Origin of the sequence: Streptomyces sp. SID12501 (genome assembly GCF_010550245.1) — a bacterium.
Classification (GTDB): Bacteria; Actinomycetota; Actinomycetes; order Streptomycetales; family Streptomycetaceae; genus Streptomyces.
Window position 1 is genome coordinate 47696 of record NZ_JAAGLU010000043.1, and the last position, 15551, is coordinate 63246.

Annotated in this window: 13 protein-coding genes; 5 read left to right on the top strand and 8 right to left on the bottom strand. The window is 69.1% G+C overall.

The genetic code is table 11. From position 1 onward, the window contains the following. Window positions 1–275: 275 nt before the first annotated feature. Window positions 276–983, top strand: a complete 708-nt coding sequence (locus G3I71_RS38090) for a class I SAM-dependent methyltransferase (protein ID WP_343243190.1) — start codon at window positions 276–278, stop codon at window positions 981–983. Between the two features lie 23 nt (window positions 984–1006). On the opposite strand, the gene G3I71_RS38095 is transcribed toward G3I71_RS38090, so the two are convergent. The 4 genes from G3I71_RS38095 to G3I71_RS38110 all read right to left on the bottom strand — a co-directional run bounded on the left by G3I71_RS38095 (window position 1007) and on the right by G3I71_RS38110 (window position 5990). Beyond that, the gene (locus G3I71_RS38095) at window positions 1007–2242 is read right to left on the bottom strand and encodes a hypothetical protein (protein ID WP_164322265.1); all 1236 of its coding nucleotides are present in this window, start codon (window positions 2240–2242) and stop codon (window positions 1007–1009) included. 98 nt (window positions 2243–2340) lie between these two features. Beyond that, a complete protein-coding gene (locus tag G3I71_RS38100; RefSeq protein WP_164322267.1) occupies window positions 2341–3276 on the bottom strand; it encodes an N-acetylneuraminate synthase family protein in 936 nt (311 codons plus the stop codon). 12 nt (window positions 3277–3288) lie between these two features. Continuing rightward, a complete protein-coding gene (locus G3I71_RS38105; protein ID WP_164322269.1) occupies window positions 3289–4605 on the bottom strand; it encodes an N-acylneuraminate cytidylyltransferase in 1317 nt (438 codons plus the stop codon). Between the two features lie 50 nt (window positions 4606–4655). After that, the gene (locus tag G3I71_RS38110) at window positions 4656–5990 is read right to left on the bottom strand and encodes a DUF6716 putative glycosyltransferase (RefSeq protein ID WP_164322271.1); all 1335 of its coding nucleotides are present in this window, start codon (window positions 5988–5990) and stop codon (window positions 4656–4658) included. A 198-nt stretch (window positions 5991–6188) separates the two neighbouring features. Here G3I71_RS38110 and G3I71_RS38115 point away from each other — a divergent pair, with 198 nt between their 5' ends. The 3 genes from G3I71_RS38115 (at window position 6189) to G3I71_RS38125 (ending at window position 10092) form a co-directional block, all read left to right on the top strand. Continuing rightward, a complete protein-coding gene (locus tag G3I71_RS38115; RefSeq protein WP_164322274.1) occupies window positions 6189–7175 on the top strand; it encodes a glycosyltransferase family 2 protein in 987 nt (328 codons plus the stop codon). Continuing rightward, window positions 7175–8599 (top strand): alpha-2,8-polysialyltransferase family protein, encoded by a 1425-nt coding sequence (locus tag G3I71_RS38120; RefSeq protein ID WP_239149580.1) that lies wholly within the window; start codon window positions 7175–7177, stop codon window positions 8597–8599. The genes G3I71_RS38115 and G3I71_RS38120 overlap by 1 nt, the downstream gene beginning before the upstream one ends. Window positions 8600–8895: 296 nt before the next feature. After that, window positions 8896–10092, top strand: coding sequence for an acyltransferase (locus G3I71_RS38125; RefSeq protein WP_203732452.1), 1197 nt, complete (start codon window positions 8896–8898; stop codon window positions 10090–10092). Between the two features lie 96 nt (window positions 10093–10188). On the opposite strand, the gene G3I71_RS38130 is transcribed toward G3I71_RS38125, so the two are convergent. The 3 genes from G3I71_RS38130 to G3I71_RS38140 all read right to left on the bottom strand — a co-directional run bounded on the left by G3I71_RS38130 (window position 10189) and on the right by G3I71_RS38140 (window position 13257). Further along, on the bottom strand, window positions 10189–11538 hold the full coding sequence (locus G3I71_RS38130) for a polysialyltransferase family glycosyltransferase (protein WP_164322276.1): 1350 nt from the start codon (window positions 11536–11538) through the stop codon (window positions 10189–10191). Continuing rightward, on the bottom strand, window positions 11535–12521 hold the full coding sequence (locus G3I71_RS38135; RefSeq protein ID WP_164322278.1) for a glycosyltransferase family 2 protein: 987 nt from the start codon (window positions 12519–12521) through the stop codon (window positions 11535–11537). The genes G3I71_RS38130 and G3I71_RS38135 overlap by 4 nt, the downstream gene beginning before the upstream one ends. A 124-nt stretch (window positions 12522–12645) precedes the next feature. Continuing rightward, the gene (locus G3I71_RS38140; RefSeq protein ID WP_239149588.1) at window positions 12646–13257 is read right to left on the bottom strand and encodes a TetR/AcrR family transcriptional regulator; all 612 of its coding nucleotides are present in this window, start codon (window positions 13255–13257) and stop codon (window positions 12646–12648) included. A 203-nt stretch (window positions 13258–13460) separates the two neighbouring features. Between G3I71_RS38140 and G3I71_RS38145 the strand changes: the two genes are divergently transcribed. Continuing rightward, a complete protein-coding gene (locus tag G3I71_RS38145; RefSeq protein WP_164322340.1) occupies window positions 13461–14876 on the top strand; it encodes an FAD-dependent oxidoreductase in 1416 nt (471 codons plus the stop codon). Here the strand turns inward: G3I71_RS38145 and leuE are convergent. Next, complete coding sequence (gene leuE / locus G3I71_RS38150) at window positions 14873–15520, bottom strand: leucine efflux protein LeuE (protein WP_164322282.1); 648 nt, start codon at window positions 15518–15520, stop codon at window positions 14873–14875. The two genes, G3I71_RS38145 and leuE, sit on opposite strands and share 4 nt — an antisense overlap. Between the last annotated feature and the right edge of the window lie 31 nt (window positions 15521–15551).

A 15551-nucleotide genomic window follows, 5' to 3' on the forward strand; every position in this document is an offset into this window, starting at 1 on the left:
CGGCTGACCAGGATCAACAAAATTTCAACCTGTCAGAGGAAGAAAAACTGACCGCCGGAGGCATACTCGCGAACTGGAATGGGTAAAATAGCGGCCCTTTCCCGGCAGCCACTTGCGTCTACCCCCGTCCAGGTTGCCACGCCGTCCACCGCGCCGACGGAACTGTCCACCCACCGGAACGGCCGGGGTCACGGCACATGAACATTGGCACACAGTCTCCGCCTCCCGCGTGAACGCCCCTTCGGCCGCACCACCCCCGGGTAACGTGCACCCCCGTGACCGCCCCGAACCAGGCGTCCGTATCGGACTCCATACAGGCCGCCCTACCGGACTCACCGGACTTCCTCCATGCCACCCGCGCGTCCTACGACGCCATGGCCGCCGACTACACAGAGCGATACGCGGACCACTTGGCGGACCTTCCCCTGGACCGCGCCCTCGTCGCCGCCTTCGCCGAGCTGGTGCGGGCGCAGGGCTCCGCGCCCGTCGCGGACATCGGCTCCGGTCCCGGCTTCGTGACCGCGAGACTGAACGCCCTCGGCGTCCCGGTGTTCGGCGTGGACCTGTCCCCTCGCATGGTGGCGCTGGCCCGCCGGGCCCACCCCGGACTCCGGTTCCACGTCGGCTCGATGACGTCCCTGGACCTCCCGGACGAGACCCTGGGTGGAGTCCTCGCCCTGTACTCGATCATCCACATCCCGGACGCCGCCCTGCCCACGGTGTTCGCGGAGTTCCACCGTGTGCTGGCCCCCGGCGGCCACGTCCTGCTGGGCTTCCAGACGGGCTCCGACGACGGCCCCCTGCACCTCGCGGAACGCTTCGGCCACGAGATGTCCCTGGACTACTGGTTCCGTACGCCGGACAGGGTGGCCGAACTCCTGGCGAAGGCGGGCCTGACCCTGCACGCGCAAACGATCCGCGAACCGTACGAGGACGAGACCCGGCAGCGCGCGTATCTGCTGGCGCGCAAGCCGGTGGGGTAGCCCTCAGGGAAGGAACACGGGCGTCAGCCCGTCGCCTTCGCTTCCTTGGCCGGGTGGGACGGCTCCGTCGACACGCGCTCCACGTCCCGGGCCGAACCGGTGACGCCCGAGAGGAATCCCTGCGCCCGCGGTGACGCGTTCGCCGTGAGCCAGGCCGGGTCGATGTCGCAGACGGCGACCTTGACGTCCGTGCCCGCCAGGGCCAGGGGGAGCGTGTGGACGACCGTCGAGGGGAAGCTGAGGATCGTACGGCCGATGGGGCCGCGGCGGGCGATCAGTTCCAGGGGGAGGTCCGGGCGGACCACCTCCAGGCCCGTGCAGGCCGCCAGGTCCTGGAGTTTCTCGGCGCTCTCCCGGCGGTGGGCGAAGTAGCGCGTCACACCGTGGGCCTTGGCCAGGGTACGGACCGCGTCGCGGTAACGGTCTGCGTCGACCACGCCCGTCTCGACGAGTGACGTGCCGACCATGTCGGCGCCCTCGGAGATGAGCGGGGGGCCGAAGCGGGACCGGGTCCAGGCGAAGTCGTTGGACGTGACCTCGACGCCCGCGGGGGTGTCCTCGATCGGCATCGAGGAGAAGATCTCGACCCGGCGCCTGCCGCCCGGGGTCAGCCGGCGGCGGGCCTTCGACGACACCGGGATGAACAGCAGGTCCCGCGCTCCGGGGCGCTGCGACTTGCGGTGCCAGCGCACCAGGCGCTCGCCACGCGCGAGCTGGGAGACGAACTCCATGGTCGCCGTGCCGTCGTCGACCACGACGAGGTCACGGGCCTTGGTGATGTTCAGAAGTACCTGTACGTAGCGGGAGAACGGGTCCCCCATCACGATCCGTTCCGTCCTGCGCAGCAGGGGGGCGAGACCGCCGATCGTGCGGAAGGGGGCCGAGGTTCCGGCCCGCGCGTCCTCCCAGCGGACCTCGTGACCCTCCTCGCGGGCGAGTTCGGCCATGCGGCGCAGCTGGCCCCGGGTCATCGGGTCGACCGGGGAGAGGACCACCAGGGTCAGTCCGCCACCGGCGGGTTCCCGGTGGATCTCCGGCCGGCTCCGGCCCCTGCGCCAGCGGCGCGACGCCTGTCCGGGGATCCTTCCGGAGAATTTGCCCTTTTTGCGGGCGGAAACAGCCGACGCCGGACCGCCGGCCCCCTCCGGGCTGAGCGCATGCGCGTGCACATGCGCCCATTCCAGCACGTTCAGAAGCTGGACCGGGCTCTCGACAAAGGCGAGAGTTTGGGGGCCGGTGGTACCGGCGCGTGGGCTCATCGACGTACGACCGTCGCTTCCGTGAGTACGGACTGGGGGATCCGCGTGGACGACAGTGGTCACCGGCTGGCGCCGGTGAGGCCGCTGAGTGGTGCGGATCAGGCGGTGACGGGCTCGCCCGCCGCAGCCGCGACCTCGGCGTCGGCGATGACGCCGGTGACGCGACGGAGCTTCTTCATCGGGCCGATCTCGGACTCGTAGACCTTCTTGACGCCGTCGCCGAGGGACTCGGAGATGGTGCGGATGTCACGGACGAGGCGGACCAGACCCTGCGGCTCGACGGAGGCGGCCTGGTCGGAGCCCCACATCGCGCGGTCGAGGGTGATGTGGCGCTCGACGAAGGTGGCACCGAGGGCGACCGCGGCCAGCGTGGTCTGCAGGCCCGTCTCGTGGCCGGAGTAGCCGATCGGGACGTTCGGGTACTCCTTCTCCAGCGTGTTGATCACGCGGAGGTTGAGCTCCTCGGCCTTCGCCGGGTAGGTCGACGTCGCGTGGCAGAGCAGGATGTTGTCGCTGCCCAGCACCTCGACCGCGTGACGGATCTGCTTCGGGGTGGACATACCCGTCGACAGGATGACCGTACGGCCGGTCTTGCGCAGGGCGACGAGCAGCTCGTCGTCCGTCAGGGACGCGGAGGCGACCTTGTGAGCCGGGACGTTGAAGTTCTCCAGGAACGCGACGGCCTCGGTGTCCCACGGGGAGGCGAACCAGTCGATGCCGCGCTTCTTGCAGTGCTCGTCGATCTGGCGGTAGTCGTCCTCACCGAACTCCACACGGTGGCGGTAGTCGATGTAGGTCATGCGGCCCCAGGGGGTGTCGCGCTCGATGTCCCACTGGTCGCGCGGGGTGCAGATCTCCGGGGTGCGCTTCTGGAACTTGACCGCGTCGCAGCCGGCTTCGGCGGCCACGTCGATCAGCTTGAAGGCGTTCTCAAGGTCACCGTTGTGGTTGATGCCGATCTCGCCGCAGATGTACACGGGCTGGCCGGGGCCGGCGGTCTTCGAGCCGAACGAGCGCAAGCGGGTGGTGGTCATGACTTTGGTTCCTTACTTCTTGTTGAGGGGGTCGAGAGAGGGGCCGAGGATCCAGCTGGCGATCTCTCGGATCGCGCCGTCGCCGCCGGGAACGGTGGTGACCGCGCGTGCGGCGCCGCGCACAACGTCGTGGGCGCTCGCGACCGCCACGGGCCAGCCCACGAGGGCGAAGCACGGGAGGTCGTTGACGTCGTTGCCGACGTAGAGCACGCGCTCCGGCGCGATGCCCTGCTCCTCGCACCACTGCTTCAGCGCGAGGTCTTTCCGGTCGATGCCGTGCAGCACGGGCAGCTGTAGCTTCCGTGCGCGTGCGGCGACGACCGGGTTCTGTTCCGAGGACAGGATCAGCATGGTGAGGCCGCTCTTGCGCAGAGCGGCGATGCCGAGTCCGTCTCCGCGGTGCACGGAGACGAATTCCTGTCCCTCGGAGTCGATCAGCACCCTGTCGTCTGTCTGGGTGCCGTCGAAGTCGAGTACGACCGCGTCGATGTCGTCGGCGGTCGGGAGGGCGCCGGGGCGGTTCGCGTCGAAGAGCGTCGCGAGGGCCCGGGCGCGGGCGAGGTCGTGCGGGTCGTCGATCTCCAGCACGCGGGCCGGGTCGGTGCGCACGGGTTCGGTGTGACCGAAGAAACGGTGCTTCGACTTACGGAAGCCGGTCGCGTCCATGGCGTAGACGGCGCCGGTCTCCAGGAGGTCCTGAGGGCGGTCCTGGCGGCGGGGCCGGAAGGACTTGTCGTGATTTACGCCATAGCCACCGCCGGCAGTGACCGTTTCGGTGGCCACGGAGCCGGTGCCGCCCTCGACGGCCGTGCGCTCGCCGGGCGCCGGCTGCGGGTCGTCGGCGGCGTCGCGCCAGATGAAGCCGTGGAAGGGCGCGACGGTCAGCGCGCTGTCCGCGCCGTTGTGCACGACCGCGTTGACGACGCCGTCGACGTCCTCGCGGATGATGAACGGGCTGGTGCACTGGACGAGCAGGACCACGTCGACCTTGGCGCCGTGCAGCGTCTCGTGGGCGTCCATGGCGTGCAGGACGGCGGCCTCGGAGGTCGCGGTGTCACCGGCGATGGCGGCGGGGCGCAGCACGACCTCGGCGCCGGCCTGGCGGGCGGCGGCGGCGATCGCCTGGTCGTCGGTGGAGACGACGACGTCCGTGACCAGCTTGGCGGCGAGGCACTCGCGCACAGCGCGGGCGACCAGCGGAACCCCGCCGACGGGCAGCAGGTTCTTCGCGGGCACGCCCTTGGAGCCCCCTCTCGCGGGGATCACTGCGAGCACGCGGGGCCGCGCGGTCGCTCGGCCCGCTTCCGGGTTGGACTCCGGGTTGGACATTGCCTGTACTCCTTGACGCTCTTCGCGTGTTTGACGGGGGATCCGGTGGGTCACAGTTCCCCCATCCGCCGGATCACGGGCGCGACGCGCTGCACGCCGTGCCGGTAGGCGCCGCGGGCCGCGCGACGCACGATCTGCCGCACCGCTCCCGGCTCCTTGTCGGCGGCCGGCGCTCCGGGCAGCGGAACGCCGTCGGGGCCGAGGTGGTGCCGAGCGAGAATACCCGGCAAATATCCGGGAGCCGTCATCGGTGTGTAGTACGGGGCCAGGGGCGGAAGCTTCGAGGATCCCAGAAGACGGTCGATCCTGTCGCGTGCGGCGTTAAATGCGGACTCGTACGAGCCTCCCCCAGAGGGGGTGCCCCCAGCAGCCACACCCTGGCGGGCCACCCACCCGGCATCGGGAAGGGGCTGGTGACCGGCGTCGAGCTGCTCCCAGGAGGCCAGGCAGCCGGAGCCCACGAAGTGGTGGTTGCCGAGCGCCTCGCGCACGCCGAGGTCGCTCAGCACGACGGTCGGGATGCTGCGGTGCAGGGACTCCAGAGCGGCCGTGGAGCTGATGGTGACCAGCAGGTCCGTGCGGTCCAGGACCTCGCCCATGTGCCCGTACACGAGCTTGAAGTTCGGCGGAAGGTCGGCGCGCTGGGCCAGTTTCTGGTAGGGCAGTTCCTCGATGTGGGTGGTGTGCTCGCCGGGCTTGGAGCGCAGCTTGAGCAGCACCTCGCGCTCGGGGTGCAGCTTCGCGTGCTGCACGAGCCGGTCGAGGAGATACGTACGGTCCTTGCGGCTCTCCGGGACGGAGGGCTGAGCGGCGAACACCACGGTGTACGGGTGACCATGCTCACCTGTGTAAGTCGCGCCACCCAGGAACGGAAGTGCGACTTCGGTCACAGAGGACGAGTCTGCGCCGACTCCGTCGTACACGGCCTTGAAGCGGTCGGCGTCCTGGCGGGAGTTCGCGAGGACCAGGTCGGCGCCGTGCCTCAGCAGGAGCCCGTCGGTGAGCTTTTCGTAGACGACCCCGACATAGCCGGTGACGACGACGGGGCGCAGGGCCGTGTCGTCCCACACCTGCGCCAGGCCGTGCAGCATCGCCTGGACGCCACCGCCGACGAGGGCGAGCACGAGGATGTCGTACGGCTCCTCCTGGTCCATGGCCCGCAGGAACTCCAGGGCGGTCACCTCACGCAAGGAGTCCGCTCTGACTCCGACCTCCTGGAGCTGGCGGGCGGTGGGGGTGGCTCTGCCTCTGAGGAGGTAGCCGTCAAGATGAATGTCGGAATTATCAGGAGAAATACGGCTGGCTGTGAGCGCACCCCATTTCCACCGAGTGTCGGAATCGGCGAGGACGGCGACCCTCATGGGGCTCGTGGTACTGGCTGGCACGCCCAAGACCTTAAGCCGACATGGGGGGCTTCCACCCAATCCCAAGGCAACAAAGGGTTAACAAAGGGTCGCGTCGACTTGAATCAAGACGTCAAACGTGCAGAAACCCCCTTGATTCACCGGGCGGACACATGTAGTTCACCCGACATCAAACCCCGGGTAAAGTGGGACCACCGGAGAGGCTCTAACCTCGGACTCGTGGTCAAGCTCTCGGTCATCGTGCCGTTCTACAACGTGCAGCAATACGCGCCAGACACTCTGAAGAGCCTGCGCGCCAACGCGCGTGAGGACTTCGAGTTCATCCTCGTCGACGACTGTTCTCGCGACGAGACTCCGGACATCCTCGCGCGCGCAGTGCGCGAGCTGCCGGGCGCCGTGCTGGTCAGCCACGAGAAGAACGGAGGCCTGGCCACCGCTCGCAACACCGGTATCGACAAAGCGCGTGGCGAATACCTCACGTTCCTCGATGGCGACGACTGGCTCGCGCCCGGCTATTTTCCCCAACTCCTCGAAGCTATTGAGGAGTTGGGCTGCGATTTCGTCCGTACCGACCATGTCCAGTGCACCAACAGGGCACGCGCGATCCATCGGGTCCCGCACGGCCGGCGCGGGGTGGTGATGTCGCCGCGGGACGCGATCCTGCCCACCGACCGCACCACCTCCGTCGACTACGCCTACGCCTGGGCGGGCATCTACCACCGCCGGCTCGTCGACCGCGGCATCCTGCACTTCACCGACGGGCTGCGTACGGCGGAGGACCGTCCGTGGATCTGGAAGCTGCACCGGGAGGCGGAGTCGTTCGCCGCGGTGGGGCTGCTCGGCGTCTTCTACCGGCGTGGGGTCGCCTCCTCGCTCACCCAAATCGGTGATGTTCGCCAACTCGACTTCATCCGGGCCTTCGACCAGGTCATCGAGGAGACGGCCCGGGACCCCGAGGCCGATAGGCTGCTGCCGAAAGCAGTGCGCACCTACTGCGCGATCATGGCTCATCATCTCGGAGCGATCGAGAGGTTCGAACCCGCTGTGGCCCGAAAACTGCGCTCGCTGAGCGCCGCCGCGCTGAAGCGGATGCCGCAGGACGTCCTCGCGGAGGCCATCGACTCGATGGACGTCCAGCGGGCCAACCGACTGCGGAAGGTGCGGCGCAGGCCCGTCTCCGCGTCCGCCGGGACGGTGTCCGTCTGATGTCCGCCGGCACCGAGACACACAGCACGCAGCCCCGCAGCACTCAGACCCGCGGCAAGCAGACCCGTACCACTCAGATCTTCTGTGCGTCGACGCTCTACGGCGCCGCCACGCTGGCCGCCGCCCTCGACGCCGGGCTCTTCGAGCCGGCCGACCGCAGACTGCTGCTGATCACCAACAACGCGGCCAACCCCGAGATCACCCCCGGGGTCGACGCGATGTCCGGCTTCGACCGGGTGAGCGGGCGGTTCGACGAGGTCCTCTCCTGGAACGAGACGATCGCCCCCTTCCACCCCAGCGGCTGGGGCCCGCGCGCCGACGACGTCCCGCTGTGGGAGCGGCATCTGCGGCTGCTGTGGAACCTCGGGGACGACAACATCCAGCTGGCCGTCGAGTCCGTGCAGGTCAACCCGGCCCTCGCGCTGTGCCAGCTGTTCACCGGCGCTCCCGTCGACGTCTACGCGGACGGCCTCATAAGTTATGGCCCCACGCGCGACAAGATCGACGCGCTGGTCGGCACCCGTGTCGGGCGCCTGCTGCACCTCGATCTCGTCCCGGGCCTCACCCCGCTGCTGCTCACCGAGTTCGGCGTGCCCGCCGAGCTCGTGCCGTCCGAGGCGTTCCTGAAGGTGCTGGGCGAACTCGCCGAGGCCGGGGACGAGACGGTGACCTGGGAGAGCCTCCCGAAGAGACAGCCCGCGCTGCTGCTCGGGCAGTACCTCTCCGCGCTCGGCATCCTCACCCCGCACGAGGAGGAGGAGCTGCATCTGCGCATGGTGCGCGGCGCGGTGAAGGCCGGACACCTCTCGCTCGTCTTCAAACCGCACCCGACCGCGCCCACGGCCTGGTCGCGGTCCCTGGAGACGGAGGCGAAGAAGCTCGGCGCGGAACTCACCGTCCTGGACCGGCCCGTACTCGCCGAGGTCATCTTCCAGCGGCTGCGCCCCGCACTGGTCGTCGGCTGCTTCTCGACCGGCCTGTTCACGGCCGCCGGCCTGTACGGCATCCCGGTCGCCCGGGTCGGCACGGACACCGTGCTGGAGAAGATCACGCCGTACCAGAACAGCAACCGCGTGCCCCTGACCATCGTGGACCTTCTGCTGCCGGACCTCGCGGACGCCAAGGCCGTGAAGAAGTGGTCGATGCCCTCGGACAAGCAGGTCGGCATGAACCTGGCCGGGCTCGTCAAGGCGATCGGCTTCTGCATGCAGCCCCGGATCTATCCGCGGCTGCGCCCGGAGGCGGAGAACTACCTCTCCAAGCACCTCACCGAGCAGACCTGGCGCTACTTCAAGCGCCGCCGTCTGACCTCGCTGGCGCTGCCGGGCGCCCTGCCGTCCCAGCTGTCGTTCATCCCGCGCAACGCGACCGTGCGCCGGATCGCGCGCAGGGCACGAGCACTCAGCAGGACCGTCAAGCGGTGATCGGTGAAGCCGTGAACCGCTGGATCTGTGAAGCTGTGACAACGGGTACTGCGAAGATTTAATCTGCCGAACGCGTCGCCCCCCGTTTCGTATACGGGCGGGTGGCGACGCGTAGGTGTGTGTACGCGTGCGCGCATACGTCAATGAGCTGACCGGTTGTTCATCCGTGAGAGTTCTGTGCTACCTCTTTGGCTTGCCCCTGACTCTCCTGGTTGCCGTCGATGAGTCAGTTTCTCTTGTTCTCTTGATCTCCTGCCTTCTCTTGTTCTCTTGTCCCAGCTGCGAAAGGCCACCCGATGACCGCGGCCGATCAGACCATGGCCCCCCCGCTACCGGCCCCGCCTCCGGGCCCGCGGTCCGGGAGTGCCGAACCGGCCGTTCCGCCGTCCGCCGAGGGCGTCAAGCGCCGCCCGGTCAGTCGGCTGAAGGCGCTGGACGGGCTGCGGCTGGTGGCCGCGCTGATGGTCTGCATGTACCACTTCGCCGGTAAGAACGGCACGATCGCCGAGTCCTGGCACCAGTCGCCCGGTGTGATGTTCCCGACCCTGTCGCGGTTCGCCACCTACGGCTGCCTCGGGGTGCAGTTCTTCTTCGTCATCAGCGGCTTCGTGATCTGCATGAGCAGCTGGGGCAAGACGCTGGGCGACTTCTTCCGCTCGCGCATCGCCCGTCTCTACCCGGCGTACTGGGTCGCGATCGTCATCGTCACCGCCGCCTCGTTCCTGATGCCGGTGGTCGTGCACCATGTGCGGGGCGACGAGTTCCTGCTCAACCTCACGATGATGCAGCAGCCGCTGGGCTCGCCGCGTGTCCTGGGCGTGTGCTGGACCCTGTGGGTGGAGCTCAAGTTCTACGTGCTGTTCGCGCTGTTCGTGGTCTGGAAGGGCGTCACCTACCGCCGGGTGGTGACCTTCTGCATCCTGTGGACGCTGGCCGGCGCCTTCGCCCGGGTCGCGGACAACCCTCTGATCTCCGAGCTGACCTTCCGCGACCATGCCCCCTTCTTCATCGGCGGCCTCGCCTTCTACCTGATCCACCGCTACGGCAGCGACCTGCTCCTGTGGGGCATCGTCGGCATGTCGTTCCTGCTGGGCCAGCGCTACTCGGTGACGGCCCTGTGGCACCCGGGCGCGCAGGGCGACTTCGTGCGCAACCCGCTGATCATCCAGGCCATCGTGCTGCTCGCCTTCGTGTCCGTCGCGGTGGTGGCACTGGGCTGGACGAGCTGGGCGAACTGGAACTGGCTGACGGTCGCGGGCGCGTTGACGTACCCCTTCTACCTGATCCACGAGCACATGGGCTGGTTCTTCATCCGGGTCCTGCACCGCGGTTGGGGCCTCGACCCGTATCTGACGATCCTCGCGACGGTGGCGGGCCTGCTGTCGATGGCCTGGCTGATGCACCGGTTCATCGAGAAGCCGTTCGGCTCCCGGCTGAAGCGGACGATGACACTCCAGTCGAAGAAGCTGGGCGAGAAGCTGAAGCAGGCGTAGCGGGCACGCCGAGCAGGCGTAGCGGGCAGCCGATGTGAGAGGGCCCGGGGTCGGAATCCGACCCCGGGCCCTCTCGCTTGCCCACATCCCTGTGTGTCAGGACTGTGCGGCCCTGATCCTCTTCACGACCTTGCGGACCGTCGGGTTGCGCCGCAGCGTCTCCGCGCGGACCGCGCTGCCGCCGGGGAGGCGGAGGCTGGTCAGGCGGCGGCGCTTGAAGTAGTGGGCGTTCTCCGACAGGTGGACCGACAGCCAGGCGGCGACCTCGTCGCGCAGCTCGGGGTGCTTACGGGACTGCATGCAGTACCCGACCGCCCTCACCAGCGGCGACAGCCGCTCGACGAGCCCGGGGTCGTCGGACGGCGTGCCGATGCTGGACGCGAGGTCGCGTTCGGCGTCGGGCAGGGCCGCGTCGATGATGGTGAGCGGGATGCGGTTGCTGTTCTCGTACGGCGTGATGGCGTCGAGGAGCGAGTCCGTGCCGACCCGGGCGACCGGGATGCCGTAGAAGGTCGCGGCGGTCATCAGCGCGGTGGAGAAGCAGCCGACGACGAGCTGCGGCTTCAGATAGGCGAACACCGTCTCGGCGAGCACCGGTTCGTTCAGCACGCTCAGGTGCACGCCGAGTTCCGTGGCGGCGCTCTGCAGGGAGGTCGAGTACGCGGCCGGGGCGCTCGGGTGCGGCTTGAACAGGACGGCCGTGTGACCGGCCTTGGCCGCGGCCCGGAGCATCCGGACGTGCAACTCCTCCTCTTCCTCCTGGGTGATGAGGTTGATGGCGGACAGGTACTGGCCGAGGAGCACGGCCGTCGGACGGTTCTCGGCGGGGATGCGGGCGGCCAGGATGTCGACTCCCTGCTCCCCGATCTCGTTGAGCACGCCGACGATCGGCTCGTTGGGGATCGGCACCGGCTCCACGCCGTACTCGGCGAGGAGGAGGGGCCGAAGACCCGGTATGAGGTCGAGGTGCAGCACACGCGCGATGCGGCTGCTCATGCCGTGCGGGACGCGGTTGCGGGTGGGGCCGTAGCTCATCAGGCCGTCCGCGTACACGTGGATCGGACTGTCGGCGAAGATCTCGGCGACCGCGCGGGAGGGGTTCGCCTGGATCGACTCGCAGGCGATCTCGACGGGCTCGTCACCGAGGTTCCAGGCCAGGCGTACGGCCTTCTCCCACATGATGGCGTCCTGCGCGCGGGGGGACCAGCCGGCCGGGTGGTGCGGGGAGATGAACTCGTTCCAGGAGCGCACCTCGTCGAACTCGGGCCGCAGCTTCTCGAAGCCGGACATCCTGTCGAGCGGGGTGCCGACCTCCGGGATGGCGGCCGTGTTGCTGACGACCAGGATGCGGCGGTGGTTCTCGCGCGGGCCGAAGAGGCCGGCGCGGATGGCGGCCGTGACGGTCGCCGCGGCGTACTGCGTCGCCGAGAAGAAGATCTGGATCATGCCGCGATTCCCTTCATACCGCCGCGCACGCGCCGCAGCAGGTGGACGCGTTGCTCGCCCATCCCGATGAGGGCGGCCTGGAGCTCGTCCTCGGACATCTTGTTCAGTGCGTCGGCGCTCATCTGCCGCAGTTTGGCGGCGGTGGGCCGGTCGAAACGGCTGCGCTGGAGCAGCTGGTGCGCGATGACGACGCAGTAGTTGCGCAGCGCCTTCTTGCGCAGCAGACCGACCTCGGGGTCGCCTGCGAGTTCGGCGAGTACGAGGTCGAAGGACCGGAAGAAGTCCAGCTGGCGGACGTCGCCGATCTGGGTGAGGGAGGTGGTGACGCCCCGGCGGTAGAAGACGCCACGCAGGCTGGCGACCGCGTAGGACTCGGCCCTGCGGTGCAGGTCCCAGATCCAGGGGCGGTCCTCGGCGGTCTTGAGACCGTCGTGGAAGCGCAGCAGGCCCTTGTCGAGGAGGCGGCGGTGGTAGACGCCGGCCCAGGCGTAGGGGTAGTCGACCATCGTGGTGTCGTCGACCGGGAGGATCGAGGTGCGCGGGTCCAGCGGGACGTTCCGGCGGCCCTCGGGCGCCCGGTGGACGGCCCGCTCGATGCCGTTGACCTGGACGTGGTCGGTGCGCACGAAGTCGACGTCGTGGCGCTGGATGACGTCCACGAGGTCCTGCAGATAGCCCGGGGCCAGCCAGTCGTCACCGTCGAGGAAGGTGAGGTAGGTGCCTTCGGCCGCGTCGATGCCGGTGTTGCGGGCGGTGGCCAGGCCACCGTTCTGCTCGTGCTGGATCACCCTGCCGTGCTTCAGCCGCTTCGTCAGCTCCAGCAACGCCTCGTAGGTCTTGTCCTTCGTCGAGCGGTCCTCGATGAAGATGAACTCGAAGTCGTCCTGGTCGTTGTTGACGAGACTCGTCACTGTGTCCGAGACATAGGTCTCGATGTTGTAACAAGGGACGATGACGGACAGTATCGGGGATCGGTTGGTCACGCGCACACCTGGGCTCTCTCAGCTGCAGATTCCGCGACAGTAAGAGTTATTCGGCGCCGGATGTCAACTCGGTCCCGGCCGGACAGCACTCGGAGGATGAGGACCGGGCCGAACTCCCAGCGCGTCACGACGACTTGCCGTACGTCATCGCGTACGTCGTCCTGATCCCTGCGAGCACCAGCCCCAGCCCTTCCTCGAACTGTCGGTCGTAGTCCTGGAAGACCTCGGCGCCGGCCGCGGCCGACAGGGGAAAGTCTGCCATCCGCCGGGCCCGCTCCTCGACGTCGTACCCCTCCCGGCGCTCGCCGGGCAGCGGCTGGACGCCCTGTTCCTCCGTGACGAAGCCAATCGTATAGACGTACGCGGTCATGTTCGCGCGCACGGCCTGGACCGGAGTGAAGCCCGCGTCGACGAAGCAGCGGAGGTTCTCCTCCATCTGGACGGCGTGCTCGACGCCGGTGAAACGGGAGCCGCTGAACACCTTGGCGCCGTCGCGGTAGCCGAGCAGGGCGTCGCGCAGGCCTCGGTTGGCGGTGAGCAGGCGCTCGTCCCAGGGGACGTCGGGGCCGAGGGGCGGACCGGCGACCATCCGCCGGTACATCTCGGTCGCCATCTCGTCGAGCAGGGCCTGCTTGTCCTTGAAGTGCCAGTACAGGGCGGGCGCCTTGACGTCCAGCTCCTTGGCGATGGCACGCAGGGTGAGCCCGTCGAGGCCGACCTCGCCCAGGAGTCTCAGGGCGGTGTCCGCGACGCGTTTGCGGTCGAGGGGGGCTCGTCGGCCGGGTCGTTCGGATCGTCGCGCCGGTTCTGCCGACTCCGCTGGTTCCGCTGGTTCCGCTGGTTCCGTGCTCACGCTTGACAACTTAACACCGTTAAGGCCACCCTCGGAGGGCAAGGGAACTTAACAACGTTAAGGAGATGGTCGAGATGACCGACGTACTGGTGGCTGACGTACTGGTGGTGGGCGCCGGGCCCACCGGACTGGCACTCGCCGTGGACCTCGCACGGCGCGGGGTGGACGCGGTGGTCGTGGAGCGGGCCGAGGCGCTGTTCCCCGGGTCGCGGGGCAAGGGCATCCAGCCGCGCACGATGGAGGTCTTCGACGACCTCGGGGTACTGGACGCGATCCGGGGCGCCGGGGGCCCGTATCCGGTCGGGATGATCTGGCAGGACGGCAGGCGAGTGGGCGAGCACCGGATGTTCGACCCGGCGGAGGAGGGCGAGGAGTCTCCGTACGGGGCCGAGCCGTGGATGGTGCCGCAGTGGAGGACGCAGGAGATCCTGTCCGCGCGGCTGACGGAGCTGGGCGGGCGGGTGGAGTTCGGCCGCGAGGTCGTGGGCCTCGAGCAGGACACGGAGGGCGTGACGGTCGCCTTCGCCGCCGGTGAGCCCGTCCGTGCGCGGTACGTCGTCGCGGCCGACGGTGGCCGCTCGACGATCCGCCGGGCGCTGGGTATCGCCATGACGGGCGAGACGGTCGACCCGAACCCGATCCTCGTGGCGGACGTACGGATCACCGGCCTGGACCGCGACAACTGGCATGTCTTCCCTCCGCGGGCGGACGGCACGGGCTTCCTCGCGATCTGCCCGCTGGCCGGGACGGAGGACTTCCAGCTGGTGGCCCAGTTCCCTGAGGGCGACCACCCGGACCTGTCCCTGGAGGGCATCCGCAAGGTCGCCGCGGCCCGCTCGCACCTTGCCCCCGAGGACCTGACCGAGGTCCGCTGGGCCTCGGACTTCCGCCCGCGCGCGGCACTGGCGGACAGCTTCCGCTCCGGCCGGGTGTTCCTCGCCGGGGACGCGGCGCACGTCCACTCCCCCGCGGGGGGCCAGGGCCTGAACACGAGCGTCCAGGACGCGTACAACCTGGGCTGGAAGCTGGGCGCGGTGCTGCGGGGCGGGGTGGCCGAGTCCCTGCTGGCCACGTACGAGGAGGAGCGCCGGCCGATCGCCGGGCAGATGCTGGGCATCTCGACGGGTGTCCACCGGGGCGAGATCAGGCGCGGTGAGGCGACCCGGCAGCTCGCCCTCGGCTACCGCGACTCGTCGCTGGCGGTGGAGACCCGCCCGGCCCCGGGCCCGGTCCACGCGGGCGACCGCGCCCCGGACGGCACGGTGGACGGCGTACGCCTCTTCGACACGTTCCGCGGCCCGCACTGGACCCTGGTGTCGGTGGGCACGGCCACGGCACTGCCGGTGCTGCCCGTCCCCATGGTCCGTCTCCTCTCGTACGAGGCGTACGGCACCGGGGTGTTCCTGGTCCGCCCGGACGGTTACGTCGGCTGGGCGGGGGCCACGGCGGAGGGGCTGCGGGAGTACGCGGAGGGCATCGGCGCCCTCGGAGAACTCGGCTAGGAACCGGCCAGCGACAGTTTCACGGCGAAGCCGATGAACAGCGCGCCCGCCGCCGAGGTCGCCCCCGCCGACAGTCGCCGACGGCGCCGGAAGGCGGCGGCCAGCCTGGTCCCGCCGAATATCAGCGCGGTGAGATAGAGGAAGCTGGCGAGCTGGGCGAAGGCGCCGAGGACGACGAAGGAGACGGCCGGGTAGGCGTATCCGGGGTCGACGAACTGCACGAAGAAGGCGACGAAGAAGAGGATCGCCTTCGGGTTGAAGAGGCTGATGACGAGGGCACGGCGATAGGGCCGCTCTTCGGTGCCGACGGGCGCGTCCTGGACCTCGGCCTCTTCCCGCCGGGTGCGCCACATGCCCCAGGCGGCTCGCAGCATGCCGATCGCGAGCCACATCAGATAGCCGGCGCCCGCGAATTTCACGCTCCCGAACAGCAGGGCGTTCGTCTGGAGCAGCGAGGCCACCCCGGCCGCCGAGAGGATCATCAGCACGGCATCCCCGCACCAGACGCCCGCCGCGGCCGTGTATCCGACGCGGACGCCTCGACGGGCAGCGACGGAGAGGACGTAGAGCGAGTTGGGGCCGGGGAGCAGGACGATCAGGACCAGGCCGGTCAGATACGTGGGGAGGTCGGTTACGCCGAACATGGAGGGAGTGTCGCACAGGGGTACGACACCC

Excerpts from the sequence above, each read along its gene's own strand:
- G3I71_RS38120 (WP_239149580.1), top strand. The coding sequence starts at position 7,175 with ATGTCCGCCGGCACCGAGACACACAGCACGCAGCCCCGCAGCACTCAG.
- G3I71_RS38095 (WP_164322265.1), bottom strand. The coding sequence starts at position 2,242 with ATGAGCCCACGCGCCGGTACCACCGGCCCCCAAACTCTCGCCTTTGTC.
- leuE (WP_164322282.1), bottom strand. The coding sequence starts at position 15,520 with ATGTTCGGCGTAACCGACCTCCCCACGTATCTGACCGGCCTGGTCCTG.
- G3I71_RS38130 (WP_164322276.1), bottom strand. The coding sequence starts at position 11,538 with ATGATCCAGATCTTCTTCTCGGCGACGCAGTACGCCGCGGCGACCGTC.
- G3I71_RS38125 (WP_203732452.1), top strand. The coding sequence starts at position 8,896 with ATGACCGCGGCCGATCAGACCATGGCCCCCCCGCTACCGGCCCCGCCT.
- G3I71_RS38105 (WP_164322269.1), bottom strand. The coding sequence starts at position 4,605 with ATGTCCAACCCGGAGTCCAACCCGGAAGCGGGCCGAGCGACCGCGCGG.
- G3I71_RS38100 (WP_164322267.1), bottom strand. The coding sequence starts at position 3,276 with ATGACCACCACCCGCTTGCGCTCGTTCGGCTCGAAGACCGCCGGCCCC.